At 65.6% G+C, this 18935-nt stretch carries 13 protein-coding genes; 7 read left to right on the forward strand and 6 right to left on the reverse strand.

Features of this window, described 5'->3' with window-relative positions; all coding sequences use genetic code 11:
* Window positions 1–105: 105 nt before the first annotated feature.
* From modA to modC, 3 genes are read left to right on the forward strand one after another with little or no spacing between them, the layout of a single operon-like run.
* Entirely contained in the window at window positions 106–855 is a 750-nt protein-coding gene (modA, locus tag B6V73_RS02220) for a molybdate ABC transporter substrate-binding protein (RefSeq protein WP_088724388.1), read from the forward strand.
* Entirely contained in the window at window positions 852–1547 is a 696-nt protein-coding gene (modB, locus tag B6V73_RS02225) for a molybdate ABC transporter permease subunit (RefSeq protein WP_088718504.1), read from the forward strand. Before modA ends, modB begins: the two co-directional genes overlap by 4 nt.
* Window positions 1547–2623, forward strand: coding sequence for a molybdenum ABC transporter ATP-binding protein (modC, locus tag B6V73_RS02230; protein WP_088724389.1), 1077 nt, complete (start codon window positions 1547–1549; stop codon window positions 2621–2623). Before modB ends, modC begins: the two co-directional genes overlap by 1 nt.
* Window positions 2624–2637: 14 nt before the next feature.
* Here modC and putA read toward each other — a convergent pair whose 3' ends face one another.
* Complete coding sequence (gene putA, locus B6V73_RS02235) at window positions 2638–6057, reverse strand: bifunctional proline dehydrogenase/L-glutamate gamma-semialdehyde dehydrogenase PutA (protein WP_088724390.1); 3420 nt, start codon at window positions 6055–6057, stop codon at window positions 2638–2640.
* 114 nt (window positions 6058–6171) lie between these two features.
* On the opposite strand from putA, the gene B6V73_RS02240 reads away from it, so the two are divergent.
* A complete protein-coding gene (locus B6V73_RS02240) occupies window positions 6172–6639 on the forward strand; it encodes an Lrp/AsnC family transcriptional regulator (RefSeq protein ID WP_075774978.1) in 468 nt (155 codons plus the stop codon).
* Between the two features lie 356 nt (window positions 6640–6995).
* On the opposite strand, the gene B6V73_RS02245 is transcribed toward B6V73_RS02240, so the two are convergent.
* The 5 genes from B6V73_RS02245 to B6V73_RS02265 form a co-directional block, all read right to left on the reverse strand.
* The gene (locus B6V73_RS02245) at window positions 6996–8516 is read right to left on the reverse strand and encodes a bifunctional UDP-sugar hydrolase/5'-nucleotidase (RefSeq protein WP_088724391.1); all 1521 of its coding nucleotides are present in this window, start codon (window positions 8514–8516) and stop codon (window positions 6996–6998) included.
* A 184-nt stretch (window positions 8517–8700) separates the two neighbouring features.
* Entirely contained in the window at window positions 8701–10152 is a 1452-nt protein-coding gene (locus B6V73_RS02250; RefSeq protein WP_088724392.1) for a GTPase, read from the reverse strand.
* 14 nt (window positions 10153–10166) lie between these two features.
* Complete coding sequence (locus B6V73_RS02255) at window positions 10167–12308, reverse strand: dynamin family protein (protein WP_088724393.1); 2142 nt, start codon at window positions 12306–12308, stop codon at window positions 10167–10169.
* The gene (locus B6V73_RS02260) at window positions 12305–13381 is read right to left on the reverse strand and encodes a dynamin family protein (protein ID WP_088724394.1); all 1077 of its coding nucleotides are present in this window, start codon (window positions 13379–13381) and stop codon (window positions 12305–12307) included. The genes B6V73_RS02255 and B6V73_RS02260 overlap by 4 nt, the downstream gene beginning before the upstream one ends.
* The gene (locus tag B6V73_RS02265; RefSeq protein WP_075774983.1) at window positions 13378–15318 is read right to left on the reverse strand and encodes a dynamin family protein; all 1941 of its coding nucleotides are present in this window, start codon (window positions 15316–15318) and stop codon (window positions 13378–13380) included. Before B6V73_RS02265 ends, B6V73_RS02260 begins: the two co-directional genes overlap by 4 nt.
* A 469-nt stretch (window positions 15319–15787) precedes the next feature.
* On the opposite strand from B6V73_RS02265, the gene B6V73_RS02270 reads away from it, so the two are divergent.
* Genes B6V73_RS02270 through arsJ form a run of 3 tightly spaced genes read left to right on the forward strand, consistent with a single transcriptional unit; the run spans window position 15788 to window position 18901 of the window.
* Window positions 15788–16627: a helix-turn-helix domain-containing protein gene (locus tag B6V73_RS02270; RefSeq protein ID WP_088724395.1), complete on the forward strand. Its 840-nt coding sequence runs from the start codon at window positions 15788–15790 to the stop codon at window positions 16625–16627.
* A gap of 10 nt (window positions 16628–16637) precedes the next feature.
* Complete coding sequence (locus B6V73_RS02275; RefSeq protein WP_088724396.1) at window positions 16638–17636, forward strand: ArsJ-associated glyceraldehyde-3-phosphate dehydrogenase; 999 nt, start codon at window positions 16638–16640, stop codon at window positions 17634–17636.
* Window positions 17633–18901, forward strand: coding sequence for an organoarsenical effux MFS transporter ArsJ (arsJ, locus tag B6V73_RS02280; protein WP_088724397.1), 1269 nt, complete (start codon window positions 17633–17635; stop codon window positions 18899–18901). The genes B6V73_RS02275 and arsJ overlap by 4 nt, the downstream gene beginning before the upstream one ends.
* Window positions 18902–18935: the final 34 nt, after the last annotated feature.

Genomic DNA, 18935 nt, shown 5'->3' on the forward strand with positions numbered 1-18935 from the left:
CGATGCGCCGGTCTTTTCCTTTTGAGCCCTTCCCGCGGCGGCACGCGCTTGCCTTTGGCGATCTGCGCTGCAATATGTCTGATGAAACATATCGAAGGAGGCCCCATGTCCCTGCCCCGCATCCTCGCCCTTGCGCTTACGACGACGAGCCTCTCGCTACCCGCCCGCGCAGAGGAGGTCACGATCTTCGCCGCCGCCTCGATGAAGACCGCGCTCGATCAGGTAGCGAAGCTCTGGGAGACGAAGACCGGCGACGTGGCGCATATTTCCTTCGCCGGGTCCGGTGCGCTGGCCCGCCAGATCGCCGCCGGAGCACCGGCCGATATCTACATCTCCGCAAATCCCGGCTGGATGGAGACGGTCGCGAAGACGGGCCGCATCAAGGTGCAGGAGGACCTGCTGGCCAACCACCTGGTGCTGATCGCCCATGATCCGAAAGCGAAACCGGTGACGATTTCTCGCGATCTCGATTTCGACGCGCTTCTGGATGGCGGCAAGCTGGCCATGTCGCTGGTGAACGCGGTGCCCGCAGGCCAATACGGCAAGGCGGCGCTGGAGCATTACGGGCTCTGGTCCAAGGTCGAGCCCGAAGTCGCGCAGGCCGATAACGTGCGCGCGACACTTGCGATGGTGGCACTTGGCGCGGCACCCTACGGGATCACCTATGCGACCGACGCCGTGGCCGAGCCGCGCGTGCATGTCGTGGCGACCTTCCCCGAAGACAGCCACCCACCGATCCGCTACCCCGCCGCCCGCCTCACCGATAGCGACGCGGCGAAAAGCTTCTATGCCGAGCTGAAATCCGACGCCGCCGCGAAGATCTTCCACGAGCAAGGCTTCGAGACACTGAAATGAGCTGGCTGTCGTCCTCCGACTGGCAAGCAGTCTTTCTCTCGCTGAAAGTGGCAGGCTGGGCGACGCTGCTGTCATTGCCGCCAGGGCTGTTCGTCGCCTATGCGCTGGCCCGCTGGCGCTTTCCGGGGCGCAGCCTCGTCAACGGGCTGGTGCATCTGCCGCTGATCCTGCCGCCGGTCGTCACTGGCTACCTGCTGCTGATAGGCTTCGCGCCGAACGGGGTGATCGGGGCGGCGCTGGCGCGGGTCGGGATCACGGTGGCTTTCTCATGGCGCGGGGCAGCGCTGGCCGCCGGGATCATGGCCTTTCCGCTGATGGTGCGCGCGATCCGGCTCGCGATCGAGGCGGTGGACCCGAAGCTGGAACAGGCGGCCTCCACCCTCGGGGCCTCGCGCATCGCCAGTTTCGCAACGATCACCCTGCCCCTGATCCTGCCCGGCATCCTTGCGGGCGCGATCACCGCCTTCGCCAAGGCGATGGGCGAATTCGGCGCGACGATTACCTTCGTCTCGAACATCCCCGGCCAGACCCAGACCCTGCCGCTCGCGATCTACTCGCAATTGCAGGTGCCGGGCGGCGAGGTCGAGGCCGCGCGGCTGGTGGTGATCTCGGTCACGCTGGCGCTTGGCGCGCTGTTGGTCTCGGAGTGGCTGGCGCGACGGATCGCGGCGCGGATCGCGGGACAGAACTGATGCTGGAAATCTCGCTCAGCCATCGCCTGCCGGCGCTCGATCTCGACGTAGATTTCACCGCGCCTGAGGGCGTGACCGCGCTGTTCGGCCCGTCCGGCGCGGGCAAGACGACCGTGGTGAACGCGGTCGCGGGGCTGCTGCGGCCCGACCGGGGGCGGATCGTCGTCAATGGAGAGGTGCTGCTCGAGACCGAGGCCGGGATCTGCCTGCCGCCCCACAAGCGCCGCATCGGCTATGTCTTCCAGGACGCCCGGTTGTTCCCGCATCTGAGCGTCAGATCAAACCTACTCTACGGGCAGCGTTTCAACAAAACCAAGACCGCGCCGGAGTTCGACCACATCATCGATATGCTCGGCCTCGGCGCGCTGCTGGAGCGCCGTCCCGCCGCGCTCTCGGGCGGTGAGAAAAGCCGCGTCGCGCTTGGTCGCGCGATCCTGTCGAACCCGCGGATGCTGCTGATGGACGAGCCACTCGCCGCGCTGGACGCTGCGCGAAAATCGGAAATCCTTCCCTATATCGAGCGGTTACGGGACGAAGTTAAACTTCCCATCCTCTATGTCAGCCACGCACCGGCCGAGGTCGCGCGTCTCGCCACCTCCATCGCGCTGATCGAGGCCGGCCGGCTGCGCGGTTTCGGCCCCGCGCGCGAGATTCTGTCCGATCCGACACTCGCCCCCGCGCTCGGGCAGCGCGAAGCGGGGGCGGTGATTTCGGGACGTGTCATGGCGCAGGAAGCCGACGGCCTGACCCGGATCGACACCGCAGGCGGGCCGGTGCTGCTGCCCTATCGGGAAGGTCAGCCCGGCCAATCGCTGCGACTACGAATCCATGCGGGGGACGTGACTCTTGCGGTTGCGCGGCCCGAAGGCCTCTCTGCGCTCAACATCCTGCCGGTGACGGTCACGGAGCTGCGTCCTGCGGCTCCCCCCAGCGTCTATGCCCGCCTGAAGATGGGCGACGAGCATCTGCTGGCCCGGCTCACCACCCGCTCGGTCGCGGCGCTTGGCCTGACCGAGGGGAAGAGGTGCCACGCGATCATCAAGGCGATGTCGGTGGCCTCCGAGGATGTGGGCTAGCAGGCTAGCGGGGCTTACCCCGCCAGCAGCGCCGCGTTGCCGCCCGCCGCGGTGGTGTCGACGCACAGATGCCGCTCGTGGAGGACATCGGCCTTCTGCACCGCGCCGGTGGTCAGCGTCAGGATCGGCCCTTCGCGTTTCGCCAGCGCTTTCACAAGGGCGCGCGTATCGTGGCCCCACCAGATGGCGCCCGCGATATCCTCAAGCGTTTCAAGCACTTCCGGGGCGATCTTGCCATCGGCCCCGACGGCCACGCCGCCCAGCTTCTCGACTTCCTTGATCTGCGCCACCTGCGCAGCTTCGCCCGGCCCGAGGCACAGGATCGGCCCGCGCGGATAGCGACGCAGCGTGTTAGCCTCGCCCGTCGGGCCCGGCAGTTCCAGCGCCTCGAGCGGCCCCGCCGCCTCGGCCTTCGCCGCCGCTTTCGCAAGCTTTTTGCGCAGCGTGTCGAGATCGGCCTTGTGGCCCCATTCGCCGTTTTTCGACGACGCCTCAGGCGCCATCGCGAAGCGGGTCAGGTAAAGCGGTCCACCCGCTTTCGGCCCCGTGCCCGACAGACCTTCGCCCCCGAAGGGCTGCGAGCCCACGACCGCGCCAATCTGGTTGCGGTTGACGTAAAGGTTGCCGACATGCAGCGCGTCCGAGACCTCCTGCACGCGGTTGTCGATCCGGCTGTGCAGACCGGCGGTCAGCCCGTAGCCGGTGGCGTTGATCGCGGCGAACACCTTCTCGATATCCTCTGCGCGATAGGTCGCGATATGCAGAACCGGGCCGAAGACCTCACGCTCCAGCGCCTCGATGCCGGAGATTTTCACCAGCGTCGGCGCGATGAAATGGCCCTTCGACGGCGCGTCGAGCTTGTGCAGCACGCGGCCCTCTTTCTCGGCATTCGCGATATAGGCGGCGATGTCTTCCTGCGCCTCGCCGTCGATCACCGGGCCGACATCGGTCGACAGATACCACGGATCGCCCAGCGACAGTTCGTCCATCGCGCCCTTGATCATCGAAATCAGGTTCTCGGCCACGTCTTCCTGCACATAGAGGCAGCGCAGCGCCGAGCAGCGCTGACCCGCCGACTGGAAGGCCGAGGCGATGATGTCTCGCGTCGCCTGTTCGGGCAGCGCGGTCGAATCCACGATCATCGCGTTCAGACCACCGGTTTCCGCGATCAGCGGCGCGGTCGGATCGAGATTGTCGGCCATCGACCGGCGGATCATCTTCGCCGTCTCGGTCGAGCCGGTGAAGGCGATACCCGCGATCTTCGGGTTGGACGACAGGGCTGCGCCCACCGTCTCGCCCTGACCCGGCAGCAGTTGCAGCACGTCGCGCGGCACACCCGCCTCATGCATCAGGCGCACGGCGATGGCGGCGACGAGCGGCGTCTGCTCGGCCGGCTTCGCGATCACGCCATTACCGGCAGCCAGCGCCGCCGAAATCTGTCCGGTGAAGATCGCCAGCGGGAAGTTCCACGGGCTGATCGCCGCGAAGATGCCGCGCGCCGTCGGGTCGCTCTCTTCGGCCTGCGCCGAATAATAATGCAGGAAGTCGACCGCCTCGCGCAATTCGCCCACGGCGTCGAGCTGGCTCTTGCCCGCCTCTTTCGCAAGCACCGCGAAGAAGGGGCCGAAGTTTTCCTCGTAAAGCTCCGCCACGCGACGCAGAACGGCGGCGCGCTCAGCGACCGGGGCAGCCCACGGACGCGCAGCGTCGATGGCGGCCGCGACACAGGCCTCGTCGGCCTCGGTGACGCGGGCCACTTCTTCGCCGGTCGAGGGGTTGATGACGGCCACGGACTCGCCCGTCGCCTCGCCCGCCACGAGCGGGCCCGCATCCGGGATCGCCACATTGCGGGCGGCGTCGATGCGCGCCAGCGTGCCCTCGTCGGTCAGATCGAAGCCCATGGAATTCTCGCGGGACTCGGCGAACACCTCCGAGGGAAGCTTGAGCATCGCCGAACGCTCGGCCGTCTCGAGTTGCACGAACGGGTCTTCCGCGATGGTCTCGGGCGCCACGTCCTCATCGACGATCTGGTGCACGAAGGAAGAGTTCGCGCCGTTCTCCAGCAGGCGACGCACCAGATAGGCCAACAGGTCGCGATGCGCGCCGACGGGGGCGTAGATGCGGCAGCGGGTGCCCTCTTCGCGGTGGACGATCTCGTGCAGACGCTCGCCCATGCCATGAAGGCGCTGGAACTCATAGGGACGGCCCTCGGCCATCTCGAGGATCGCCGCGACCGAATGGGCATTGTGGGTCGCGAATTGCGGATAGATGCGGTCGGTATAGCTGAACAGCTTGCGCGCATTGGCAAGGTAGCTGACATCGGTCGCAGCCTTCGTGGTGAACAGCGGGAAGTCCGGCAGGCCTTCGACCTGCGCGAGCTTCATCTCGGTGTCCCAATAGGCGCCTTTCACCAGACGCACCATGATCTTGCGGTCGAGCTTTTCCGCCAGAGCGCCCAGCCAGTCGATCACGAGGCTCGCGCGTTTGCCGTAAGCCTGCACGACCACGCCGAACCCGTCCCAGCCGGCTAGCTCGGGGTCGGACAGAACCTCCTTGATGATCTTGAGCGAGATCACCAGACGGTCCTGCTCCTCGGCGTCGATGTTGAGGCCCATGTTCCCGGCCTTCGCGGCCTTCGCCAGATCCTTGAGCACCGGCACGATCTCGGCCATGGCGCGCTCTTCCTTGGCGACCTCGTAGCGCGGATGCAGCGCCGAGAGCTTCACCGAGATGCCGGGATTTTCGGCCACGGGGCGGTCCTTGCAGACCTTCGCGATGGCGGCGATGGCGTCGGCGTAATCCTTCGCGTAGCGCTTGGCATCGCGCGCGGTGCGAGCGGCCTCGCCCAGCATGTCGTAGCTGTAGGTGTAGCCGCGATCTTCGAGCTTCTTGGCTCGGCTCAGCGCGTCCTTGATCGTCTCGCCAAGAACGAATTGGCGCCCCATCTCCTTCATCGCGCGGCTGACGGCGGCCCGGATCACCGGCTCGCCCAGACGGCGCACGGCCCCGCGCAACACGCCTGCCATGCCGGGCTTTTCGTCTTCGAGCACGCGGCCCGTCAGCATCAGCGCCCAGGTCGAGGCGTTGACCATCGAGGACGACGCGGTGCCCATATGCTTGCCCCAGTCCGACGGCGCGATCTTGTCTTCGATCAGCGCGTCGATCGTCTCGGCATCGGGCACGCGCAGCATCGCCTCGGCCAGACACATCAGCGCCACGCCTTCCTGCGTGGACAGGCCATATTCCGCGAGGAAATGCTCCATCAGCGTCGGTTTGGCTTCGGTCCGGATACGGCGCACGAGCTTTGCCGCGCGGGCGGAGATCTGCTTGCGATCACTCTCGCTCAGTTCGGCCTGGCCCTTTAGCCGCTCCAGAAGCGCGGCTTCTTCGGCGAATTTCGCCTGTGTCGTGAACTGATCGAACGTGTCGCCCATGCGATCCTCCCTTGAGTCTGATTGTCCGATGCTATTCGATTTCCCCTAGGCGATTGGCGCAAAGATTTGCTAAGCGATGGTCTCTGGAACTTATTTTTGGAGACTCTGTAGCCCATGAGTGAAGAGATCGATGCGATCGACAGGCGAATCCTCAACGAGCTTATCGCCGATGCACGCCTTCCCGTGGCTGAGATAGCGCGCAGGGTCGGCTTGTCGAAGACGCCGGTGGCCGCGCGCATCCGCCAAATGGAGGAAACCGGGCTCATCAAGGGCTACCGGGCGATGATCTCGCCGATCAAGCTGGGCCTGACCCATGTGACCTATATCGAGCTGAAATTGAGCGATACGCGCGAGACCGCGCTGAAGGCGTTCAACGCCGCGGTGCGCGCGATCCCCGAGGTCGAAGAGTGCTACATGATCGCCGGGGGCTTCGATTATCTGGTGAAGATCCGCGCCCGCGACATGGCCGATTACCGGCGGATCATGTCGGAAGAGCTGTCCACCCTGCCCCATGTCCATTCCTCGTCGAGCTATGTCGCGATGGAGACCGTGGTGGAGGCCAGCGCGCCGCCCTTGGAGTGAGGTTACAGAGGGCAGCGCCCGATCGCCGGGCGGGCGTCCCTCGTCATGTGGTCCGTACTTAATCGCGGTCAAATCCGGATGACCTCGATCCGCGCGCTGACGTCACCCAAGCGCCCGCCCGAGGGGGCGGTCGGGCGCTGCCCGGGCCGCTTCGCGGCTGTTCCGGGCAAGCAGATTGCGTTCGTTCAGATCGAGGCCCTCTCTACGCTTCCCTGTCCCTGCACGCGCATATTGGCAATAGTTGTCCACTTGGCACAGGGCGACCAGCCCCGGGCCGCGCCCGACCCTCACCACATTAGGCGCAATAGAAAAGGCGGCAGGTCTCCCTACCGCCTCTCGATCCGATCAGGTCGAACTCACTCGCCCTGTTTCTTGATCCGCCCGTCGAGCTTGGGCGCGACCGTCCCCTTGCCCTCGATATAGGTCATCACGTCATTGGCCATCAGGTTGCCGTTCCCGGCATTCACGATGACCTTGCCGCCGCCGAGCGACGTGTAGCCGTCGCCGCCGCCCAGCATGTAATCGTTGGTCGCGACCTTGTAGACCTTGTCCTTGTCGAGCGGCTGACCGCCCACCTCGACCGAGACCACGCGCGACCCGGCCGGTGCGGAGGGATCGTAGACCACGCTCATGCCCGAGATCTGCGGGAAACGGCCCGCACCGTTCTCGACCTGGCTGAAGCCGTTCTCCAGCGCGCTCAGGATCTGCGAGCCGGGGATCTCGGTCACCACCGTCTTGTTGCCGAAGGGCAGCTCGGTCAGCACGTCCTTGCGGGTGATCTTGTGGCCCGCATCATAGGTCGTGTCGCCCCGGATGCCGCCGCCATTGATCAGCGTCACATCGGCCTTGGTCGCGTCGCGCAGCGCATCGGCGATCAGATCGCCCATCGTGCTCTCCTGCGAGCGCACCACGTTGCGCCGCGAGTCCAGTTCGGTCTCCGACGTGCCGATCTGCTGGCCGAGATTGTCGTCGAGTTGCTGCTTGAAGCCGTTGACCAGCTTCATCGATTCCGGATCCGGCGTCACATTCGCGGTGTCGATCCAGCGGAAATCCGGGGTCCAGCTGATCTTGCGCTTGCCGTCCTTCTCGGAGATGTCGACGGTCAGATCGACCGGCATCAGGTAGCGCGCGTCGATCGAGGTCTCCACATAGGCCGTGATCCCGTCATAGAACATCGCATTGAGGTGGTCGTCGCCCGAGATGATGACGTCGAAATCCTTGCTCGCGATCAGGTCGCGGTCGTTCGACTGATCGGTCTGCACGACCCCGATCACCAGATCCGCGCCATCGTCGCGCGCCTTCTTGGCTGCTGCGATCGCGCTGTCCACGGTCGGCCCGAATTTCAGATCGCCCGAATTGGCGACCTCGGGCGTCGTGTCCTGCGCGACCGGAACGAGCGCGACCTTGAGACCGGCGATCTCTTTCATCATCACGCCGCCCAGACCCTGAACCGGCGAGCCGTCTTTCTGGGTGATGTTGATCGCGGCCCACGGGTATTTCGAGGCTTCCATCTTCTTCTCGAAATTCTGCGGGCCGAAATCGAATTCATGGTTGCCCGGCACCGCGATATCGAAGGGCACGATATTGGTCAGGTCGATCGTGTTCTGACCTTCGTCGATCCCCGACAGAAGCGAGGGCGAGAGCATGTCGCCATCGAAGACATAGAGCGTGTTGGGATTGTCCGCGCGCTCCTTCTTGGCGACCGCGTTGAGCCGGGCGAACCCGCCGCGCTCGCCATCACCGTCGAAATTGTAGATATCGCCAACCCCGAGGATCGTGAGCTTCACCGTCTCGGCCTGAATGGGCCCGGCGGCGAGAAGCCCGGTCGAGGCGGCGCCCAGCATGAGGGCAGCCAGACGGCGCTTGAAATCGGACATTTCGGTCTCCCTGCGGAATGAATTTATTCATAGACCCCGAACGGCCGCATGGCCCGGGGCGTGGGAGAAAGCTTAGCCGCACTCTGTCATCGCGCAAACCTCAAGTCAGATGACCTCGCGTTCACGATCGGGCGCGCGCCTCTTTTCGCGTCACCCCGCGCAGATCAGCGCGCTGGGTACGCTTTCAGACCAACACGCCCGCCAAGTGCGCGAACAACGCATGCGCCGCCGCCTCGTCGATCAGGTCGACGGTGAATTGCGCGAAGGTCAGGCCGGTCTCCGGCGCGCTGGAGAACATGACGCGGACCTCCTCGCCCGACTCGGTGATCATGTCGAGCTGCCCGCCGAAGACGGTCGTGTAGCTTCCCGCGAATCCGGACATCATGGCCTCCAAAGCCTTGGCGCAGGCCACGATCTCGTCCGACGACCCTTTGACGGGCCGCAAGATCCGGTCGCTGGGGCCGATCCGCCCGGCAAGCTGCAGCCCCTCGGGCAACTCGATACCCAGTCGGAGCCGCGTGGTGGCGAGAAGCAGCGGGCTTTCCTGCTCCACCGGGGCCTCCCTCTCGGCCTCGGTTTCAGGCACGACGCCGCCGGTGACATTCGGCCCCGGCTTGAGCGCGGGCTCTCGAACGGGCTCGCGCGCAGGATCGCGAAGGAGTTTCGACGCCCGCGTGACACGACGTGGCGACACCTCGGGCGTGCGGTCGACGGGGTTCGGGTCCGGCCGATACTCGGGCTCGGCCCCGGGGGGCGCGACCGGCGCGACCGGCGCGCCCGAATTTGCGGGCTCGGAGCTGCGTTTACGCTCCCCGGGCGCGCGGAACGGCAAGATCGCCCCGCCATGTTCCGAGAGCAGCGGGGACGGCGCGTCATGGGCCCCGATCGCCAGATCCGCCTCGGTCTCGGGATCGAGCGCGTCGAGCCCGGCCACCGCGCGCCCTGTCATCGCCCCGAGCGCCGCGATCAGCGCCGCGCCGCCGCTACGCTGGAACGCTTCATCCGAAGTCTCGGCGGCGCGCAACAGATCACGCGATCCGTGCAGAAATGCGATCCGCGAGAAATACGCCGCCGACTCGCGCTGAACCCGTGCCTTCAGCTTCGCCCGGTCCCTGTCGTTGCGCAGCTTGTCGCCACGCGAAATCGCGAGCAGGCAATCGGACGGGCGCGCAGACCCCAGACATTCGATCAGAGTCTTTTCGGTCAGCCGCCATGCCTGCGAGGCGATCGTGACCCAAATCATCACGTCGCAGGTGGCGATCAGGCCGACCTGTCCTTCGTTGAGATCCTCGGCGCAGGTCAGCGGCACCTCGACGAATTCGAACCCCTGCAGATGCGGCTGAGCGGAATAGACGTAAATCTCGGAGGGCACGGCGCCGCCCTCTTCGACCTCCGCCGCGTCGATCTCCCGCCCCGTCGCGTCGCGCATCACCACGCCCGGCGTCGCACGGTAGCGCGCGACGACCGTGGGTCGCTCGGTCCGGCCCAGATTGTCGCCGATGCTGCGCGCGCGCAAAATCGCGTTGAGCACCGTGGACTTGCCGGAATTGACCTCGCCGCAGATCGCGACCCGCAACGGTGCGCGGACCGGATCGGGCGGTGCCTGATCGTGGCGGAGGTCTTGTTTGAAGATCATTTGCTTCCTTGTCCTCACGCCGCGCGGGATGCGGGCTTGCGCCGCGGCATCATCGTGCTGCTGACGGCGCTTTCGATCGCGCCGAGGTTGATCAGGCGCCGTTCCAGAACTTCCAGCTTGCTCTGGATGCGCGACGCCATCCGGCTTTGCTGGGCGGGATCACGCGCCAGCCGTTCCAACTCGGCCCGCTCCTGCTTGAGCTGCAGGGTCCGCTCGCGCACGACCATCTCCATCATCCGAACCATGACCCGCAGTCGCGACCCGCCCGCGGTCGCGCGCTCCACCAGCGTCTCGCCATAGGCTTGCAGGATCTTCTCCACCGCAGGGCGCAACTCTTCCGCCGCGACAACGCGCAGACCCTCGAGCGTCTTCTCGATATTCACGGTCGGTCCACGCCAGAAGGCCCAGCCGCGCTCCAACGCGAAATTGATGCGCAGCGCGCGCCGGGTCAGCGTCAAGGTCGAGGTGAACGTGTCATGCGGCATATCCGCGAGGTCGATCTCTTCGCTGGGATCGTCGAACCGGTCCACGATGGTCGTGCGGCAGGCATGGATCGCATTGTCGAGCAGCACGTCGATCGCGGCCCGCGAGCGGGCGTAGCTTTTCGTCACTTCGCGTTCGAGCGCGATCTGCAACGCGGTCGTATCGGTCTCGAAGCTGCGCGGCGGACGGCCGTCGCGGATCCGATTGGTGCGCAGAACCTCCTCGAACCGGGCACGCTGACTGTTGACGAAATCCTCGATGCTCTTGTTGAGCCGCGTCTCCAACGCCGACCAGCCTCGGTTCAGCACGGATTCGATCTGGTGTTCGGCGCTCTCGACATGGTTTTCGAGCGCGCCGCGCAGCGCCTCCGTCGCCTCGATCTCGCCGGTCATCTCCTCGATCGCGGCCTCCGCCACGTCCGAGCGAATGCTCTCGATCTGCATCTGCAGCGTATCGCGTTCGCGGCGGGCGACGAATTGCATCCCCGACAGCTCCGCGCGCAGATCGCCACGCAGCTGGGCGAGCTGCTGACGCCCCACCCCGCCATCGATCACGGCAGAGAGCACGTGTTTGACCTCTTCGACGCCCGAGGCCAGCAGAAGCCGATCGATCGGATCTTCGGGCACACGGCCGAAACGCGAATACAGATATTGCGCCAGCTCCATCGAATCCATCTCGGCGCGCGCCCAGGCGGCTTCCTCGTCGGAGCGCTGGGTGAGATCGGCGAGATAGGCACTGCCCGCGACGATCTTGAAGTCGATGTCGGGGATCGCCGCGCGCAGGCGGCGCGACACATCGGCAATCACGCGGGGCACTTCGACCGCGTAATCGTCCAACTCGTCGATCCGGTTGAGGAAGATCAGCACGTCCTTGTCGTCCTGCCGCGCGAGGATACGGATCAGGGCGAGGTCCACATCGGTCAGAGGCTGATGCGCCGAGAGCACCATGATGAACACGTCCGAGCGGTCGAGCGAGCGGCAGGTGAACTCGTCGCGCACGAGGAACGGGTCGTTCACGCCGGGCGTGTCGGTGATGATCGTGGGCACCTGGAATTCGGGCAAGCGCATGTAGATATGGGCGCTTTTCGTCAGCGCGGCGAACCGGCCGAGCGCCTCGCGATCCAGCCCGTCATCCGCGCCCGGCCCGGCACAGACATAGCGCTGCAACAGGTCGGGGGCGAGGAAGTCGTAGTCGTGCTGCTGCCCCAGAAGCGTGTGGTAATGCTTGCCGAGCCGCCGTTGCGCGCGCCGGCGCATCTGCTCGGACTGCTCGCGCAGGATGTCGGTATCGAATCCCGGCAGCAGCTCTTCGGTCAGTTGCCGGATGCGCGTGCCACCATTGATGATCTCGTCCCAATCGGCTTCCGAGAAGAACTCGAACCGGGCCCCCGTCACCGGATCTTCCGGCAGGTTGATGCGCATGTTCGTCACGACCGAGGTCCACGGGTTCACGTCCGAGGGCAGGAAGTCATGTTGGTGCAGGAAGGCGTTGAGGAAGGTCGACTTGCCCGCCTTCACCTGCCCGATCACCGCCACGCGCGCCGCCCAGTCATGCAGCCGCAAGCGCAGATCGCGGATGCGCGGACGGGCGCTGCGTTCGACGGCGGTTTCTATCTGGTCGAGCGTGCCGTCGAGAAAGTCGAGTTCCTTACGCAGTTGCGGGGCGATCTTCATGGCGTGCTCCTCCTCGTCGCGTAGGCCGGCTCGGGTTCGTCTGCGGCTCTGGCATCGAGCCGGTCAAGCAGATGTTCGACATGGGCGAGGACATCTGCGGCATCGGTAAAGGCGTGACCCGCCGTGAGTTCCTCCCACAGCGCGCGGGCCGGGCCCGACATCGTGGCGGGCTCTGCGGGCGGGTAGTCGGGCAGCGGCGAGTCGAGGATCAGCGGCTCGGCATCGGTCACCTCTGGCAGCTCCGCGCCCTCCGCCTTTATCAGGCGCGCCGAGCGCAGACGGCGCGGCTTGACCGGCATGCGCGGCTTCGGGAAAGCGATCACGTCGCGCTCGCGCACGAATTTGGCGACCGTCTCGTTGGTCTCTCCCGATGGTTGGCCGATCTGGCCGATCAGCCGCTCGATCTCGCGCCCGATCTGCGCGACGTCCTGCGCGTCGGTCAGTGCCGCCAGACGGATCGTCGGGAAAACTTCCCCCGCCTCGCGCTGAACCCGGCGCATCAGGCGCGCGCGGGTGCGTTCGTCGGGCAGACGGTCGCCATGGGTCACGACGAGCATCGGCTGCTCGAGAAGCGCCTGGGGCATCGCGTCCCAGACCGCCTTCTCGCTTTGCCGCCACGCCTGCGTCGCGTTGGTGCACCAGATCACGAGATCGGCATAGCGCAGCATCCGCTGCCAGCTTTCCATCGGCATGTTCGGGTCCGACGAACCGGGCGTGTCGATGATGTCGATCCGCTCGAGGATCGGCGCACCATGGGCGATCACGCAGTAGCGCGCCTTTTCCAGATTGAGCTGCGCCAGATCGCAAAGCGGGCGCGCGACCTCCTCCTTGTCGATCCAGATCTGCCCCCGGTCCCTGCCGTGCACCAGCCAAATCGGCGGCAGGGCGGTCGCGGTGACATGCGAGGGCAGCACCTTCTCGCCCAGCAACCCGTTTATGAGACTGGTTTTGCCAGCCGAGAATTCGCCCGCCACCAGCACCCGCAGCTTGCGCGGTTTCGCGGCGGCTTGCGGGCTCTGGGCACTCGTGAGGTCCGGCAAGGCAGGGCGTTCGCGTTTGCGCATCGAGTTCATGCAGAGAGCCTTTCCTTGTCGTGTCCCGCCGCGCCCGAGAGGCAGCGCTCGCGCACCGCCTTGCAGAACTGACCCTGATCGAAGACGAAGCGCTCCACGATCTCGCGGCTGCGCGCGATGGCGGGGTCGAAATACTCGGTCATCAAGTCTTCGATCAGCGGCGTGGTTTCCGCGATTATCACATCGCGGTAGCGCGCCTGTGCCGCGCCCTTGCGATTGAACCGCCAATAGCGACGCCACCACGCGCCCTGCATATCCAGCGTGATCATTCGCGCGAGCACCGTCGGCGCGCGATGTTGCGGCTGTTCGGGGAAGCGGCTCACATCGGCCTCGCGGATCACGCCGAATTCGGCAGCGAGGAAGCTGTCGATCCCGTCGCTGACCATGTCGAGCGCCGCCTCGCCCTTGCGCCGCAGCCGCGCGCAATTGGACGCGAAGGCGGTCTTCATCGCCATGCGCAGCGAAGTCGGATCATGGGTCCACGCGCCGATCTCGCCATAGGTGTCGATATGCGACTGCAGCGCCTCGAGCGCCGAGGCCACGAATTGCTCCTGCGCCCGGTCGAGCCGCTCGCGCAGCTCCGCGCGCAGGTCCGCGGCATCACGGTTGAAGGCGGAGACGGCCTCTTCCTCGATCTCGGCAAGGCGCATCATCAGTTTGGACTCGCTGAGGATGGTGGAGGGATCAGCCACGCGGGCGACGCTATCCACGGTCTCGGCGCGCTCGATGATGCGCTCCAGCTCGTCCTGCACATCGCCAAGCACCGCCTGCCCCGGCCCGTCGACGATCCGCTTGACCACCGCCTGCATCAACGCACCGATCCCGGACGCTTCCATCGCGCGCTGGCGCAACTCGGTCTCGCTGGTGGGCGTGGGGCCGGTCATCTTCTCCAGCGCCGCGCGGCTGGCGGGCGCCATCTCGTTCACATCGCCCATCGCGCAATTGGCCCAGTAGCCCGAGCCGAACAGGATCTCGATCTCCTCGCCCAGCCCCATGCGCCCCAGCGTCTTGCGGATCGAGCCGCGGATCGCGGCCTGCGCCCCGCGCGGGTCTTCCAACTCGTCGATGCGGTTGACGAAGATCACCACCTCGCGCGCGTCGATCGCGCAGATGATGCGCAGCAGCGCGAGATCCATCGTGGTCAGAGCCTGATGGGCGGAGAGCACGACGATACAGGCGCGGCTGTCGCCGATGGCGTTGAGCGTGATCTGCTCGCGCATCATGAAGGTGTCGTTCACACCCGGCGTGTCGCGCAGACACAAGCCGCGCGGCAGATGCGGCAGATCGAGGTAGAGATCGGCGGATTTCGTCAGATCGGCATAGGTGCCTTCGCTCGCGCCCTCGGCCAGATCATCGGGATCGCCGTAGCAGATATATTGATCCAGCACCGCCTTATCGAGCGTCGGGAAGGCGCGGCTGGTGCCGAGAAGTTCCTCGAACTGCTCGCCAAGCCTCGCCTCGGTCGCGTTGCGCATCGCGGTGACCTGCTTGCGCACGCTCTCGGCCTCGGTCTCGAAGCCCGCGCGGTTGGCCATCTCGCCCAGACGCCCGCCGGTCGCCACAAGCCGATCCCATTCGTGGCGGTCGAAGAAACGAAACAGCGCGCGCGTGTCCATCGGGCGGTGGCGCGCGTTCAGATGCAGCGCCGTGATCACCGAGGTCCAAGGGTTCACATCCGAGGGCAGCATCCCCGGCTTGCCGATCAATGCGTTGAGAAGTGTGCTCTTTCCCGCTTTGACCTGGCCGATGACGCTGACGGTCGGCTCGAACGCGTCGATCATCTCGAGCACGCTGTCGAGCTGGTCCTCGACGAAGCCGAGATCGGCGTCCGAGACATCCTTTACCGCCTGTTCGAGCTGGTCGAGCGTCTCCCAGTAAGAATTGAGCGCCTCGAAACCGCGGCGATGCCAATCAAAGATGGAATTCGCTTCATACACGAGGGGCACTCCTTTCCGCAGGGGCGATGCGGTCTTGGGCGGAAACGGTTCGGCACACCCCATGCCGCCCGGGACCGCCAACGTTACAGGGACGGCGCGCGCCCCCTTCTTGGCGACGCACCGGCTGGGTCGGTTCGTGCTTAAGTTCTGTTGTGCACTCTTGTCCGAAATGCGGCAGAGATTATGGCAGAGCGACCATAATTGCCGTTCGGGGCAGCGCGCAGCGCATTTCCCCGATCACGATTTTTCGCCTGTTTTCTTTGCTTTGCTGGGTCGATGCGAAATATGTGACGCAGGGGAAGTCTCGTTTCGGCCCTATTTCCCTGCGTATTCACGAATTTGTGAGCGTTTCCGGTTATCGCGAGTTACCGCAGGTTTTCCGTGGATTGTTTACACGTAATCCGTCTATCGCGCACCGTCATCAAAGCTTCACTTGATCCGACTCTCTTATTTCGTAAAACCTCGAAATATGGATGAGATGACACCCCGACGGCTCACCGTGCTGGGCCACGCGCAACGCCTAGCGATCTTCCGGCTGCTGATGCGCCGGTATCCCGACCGGCTGCCCGCAGGCGAAATCGGCGCGGCGCTGGGGCTGAAACCCTCGACGCTCTCGGCCTATCTCGCAGCCCTCGCCGAAGTCGGGCTGATCGGTCAGACGCGGGCCGGCACTTCGCTGCGCTACGGGATCGAGATGGAGACCGTGCGCAACCTCTTCGACGCGCTTCTGATCGACTGCTGTCAGGGACGCCCCGATATCTGCTCTCCCCTCACGCAACCCGGTCCCAGCGGAGACAGCCGCATGACGCAATCTGCAACGGGCCGAAAATTCAACGTGCTTTTCATCTGCACCGGCAATTCGGCGCGCTCCATCCTTGCCGAGACGATCCTGCGAGACCGGGCGGGCGACCGGTTCAAAGCCTATTCGGCGGGCACGAAACCCTATTCAGAGCTGAACCCTTTCGCGGTGCAGGTGCTGCGCGACAAGGGCCATGACGTGGAGCCGCTGCGCGCGAAGAACATCTCCGAGTTTCACGGAGAGGACGCGCCGGTACTCGATTTCGTCTTCACTGTCTGCGATCTCGCCGCCAACGAGGAATGCCCGCCCTGGCCCGGCCAGCCGATCAGCGGCCATTGGGGGATGCCCGACCCGGTAAAGGCGACCGGCACCGAGGCCGAACGCGCGCTGGCGTTCCAGCAGGCCTATGGCGCGCTTCACCGCCGGATCGAGGCCTTCGCCGCCCTGCCGCTTACCACGCTCGACCGCATCGCGCTGCAATCCGCCGTCGATGACATTGGCCGTAACTGAAGGACTGACCATGACCACCTACGCCCTCAATGGCCTCGGCCGCATCGGAAAACTCGCCTTGAAGCCGCTTCTGGAGTGCGGTGCGAAGATCGCATGGATCAACGACGCGGTGGGCGATGCGGCGATGCAAGCGCATCTGCTGGAATTCGACTCCGTTCATGGCCGCTGGGACGCGGAGTTTTCGAGCGACGCGAACAGCGTCACCATCGACGGCACCCGCCTGCCCTTCATCGGCACGCGCAACATCGAAGACCTGCCGCTCGACGGGGTCGACGTGGTGATCGACTGCACCGGCATCTTCAAATCCGAGGCCGCACTCGCCCCCTATTTCGCCGCCGGCGTGAAGAAGGTCGTCGTCTCGGCCCCGGTGAAGGACGGCCCGACGGCGAATATCGTCTATGGCGTGAACAATGACGCCTACGATCCGGCTGCGCATAGCATCGTGACGGCGGCCAGCTGCACCACCAATTGCCTCGCCCCGGTGGTGAAGGTGATCCACGAGAACCTGGGGATCAAGCACGGGTCGATCACCACGATCCATGACGTGACCAACACCCAGACCATCGTTGATCGCCCCGCGAAGGACCTGCGTCGCGCGCGTTCGGCGCTCAATTCGCTGATCCCGACCACGACCGGCTCGGCCACCGCGATCACGCTGATCTACCCCGAGCTGAAGGGCCGCCTGAACGGCCATGCGGTGCGCGTGCCGCTTCTGAACGCCTCGCTCACCGATTGCGTCTTCGAGGTCGAGCGCGAAACGACTGCCGAAGAGGTCAACGCGCTGTTCAAAGCCGCCGCTGAGGGCGATCTGCACGGCATCCTCGGCTACGAGACGCGCCCGCTGGTGTCGTCTGATTACACCAACGACATCCGCTCCTCGATTATCGACGCACCCTCGACGATGGTCGTGAACGGCACGCAGGTGAAGGTCTATGCGTGGTATGACAACGAGATGGGCTATGCCTGCCGGCTCGCCGATGTCGCGCTGATGGTGGGAGCCTCGCTGTGACCGACCACCCCGCCAGCCGCCCCGAAGGCTTCTCCGCCTATATCGCGGTGACGGCGGCCTATTGGGCCTTCATGCTCACCGATGGCGCGCTCCGGATGCTGGTGCTGCTGCATTTCCACACGCTGGGCTTCTCGCCGGTGCAGCTGGCTTACCTGTTCATCCTGTATGAAGTGGCGGGGATGGTCACGAACCTCTCGGCGGGCTGGATCGCGGCGCGGTTCGGGCTGGTTTCGACGCTCTATGCGGGGCTGTCGCTGCAGGTCGTGGCGCTGATCGCACTGGCGCAGCTGAACCCGGGTTGGGCGATTGGCGCGTCCGTCACGTATGTGATGATCGTGCAGGGCGTCAGCGGGGTCGCGAAGGACCTTGCCAAGATGTCCTCGAAATCGGCGGTGAAGCTGCTGGCGCCCACCGACAATGGCGGGCTCTTCAAATGGGTCGCGGTGCTGACCGGGTCGAAGAACGCGGTGAAGGGCGTGGGCTTCCTGCTGGGCGCGGCGCTGCTGGCGGCGCTCGGCTTCGATTACGCGGTGGTCGCGATGGCGGTGGTGCTGGCGCTGATCCTCGCCGCAATCGTCGTGGCGATGCCGCCGGGCCTGCCGCGCGGCCGCAAGGGCGCGAAATTCTCGGAAGTCTTCTCAAAATCGGCCAATGTGAACTGGCTCTCCGCGGCGCGGGTTTTCCTGTTCGGCGCGCGCGACGTCTGGTTCGTCGTCGGCATCCCGATCTATTTCTATGCGGTCCTGTCAGACGGAACGCATGGGGGCGACCGCGCGGCCTTCTTCCTCGTCGGCACCTTCATGGCGCTCTGGATCATCCTCTACGGCGCGGTGCAGGCCGCCGCCCCGCGCATCCTGAAGGCCAAATCCCGCCCCGAAAGCGCACTGATCGGGGCCGCGCGGCACTGGGCGCTGGCGCTGCTTGCCGTGCCTGCGCTCCTCAGCGCCGCCGTGCTGATCGACCCGACGCCATCGCTGTGGCTCAGCACCGTGCTGGTCGTGGGTCTGCTGGTCTTCGGCGCGATCTTCGCGGTGAATTCCTCGCTCCACTCCTATCTCATCCTCGCCTTCACACAGGCCGAGCGGGTGACGATGGATGTGGGCTTCTACTACATGGCCAATGCGGGTGGGCGGCTGATCGGCACACTCCTGTCGGGGCTGAGCTACCAGATGGGCGGGCTGGGTGCCGTGATGATCACCGCGACCGTGATGGTGGGGTTGAGCGCGCTCGCGGCGGGGCGGCTCTCAGCGCAAACACCCGCATAAGCCCGTGAGCGGAGATGGACATTCCCGGCTCTCC

Origin of the sequence: Thioclava sp. JM3, from assembly GCF_002213185.1 — a bacterium.
Lineage (GTDB): Bacteria > Pseudomonadota > Alphaproteobacteria > Rhodobacterales > Rhodobacteraceae > Thioclava > Thioclava nitratireducens.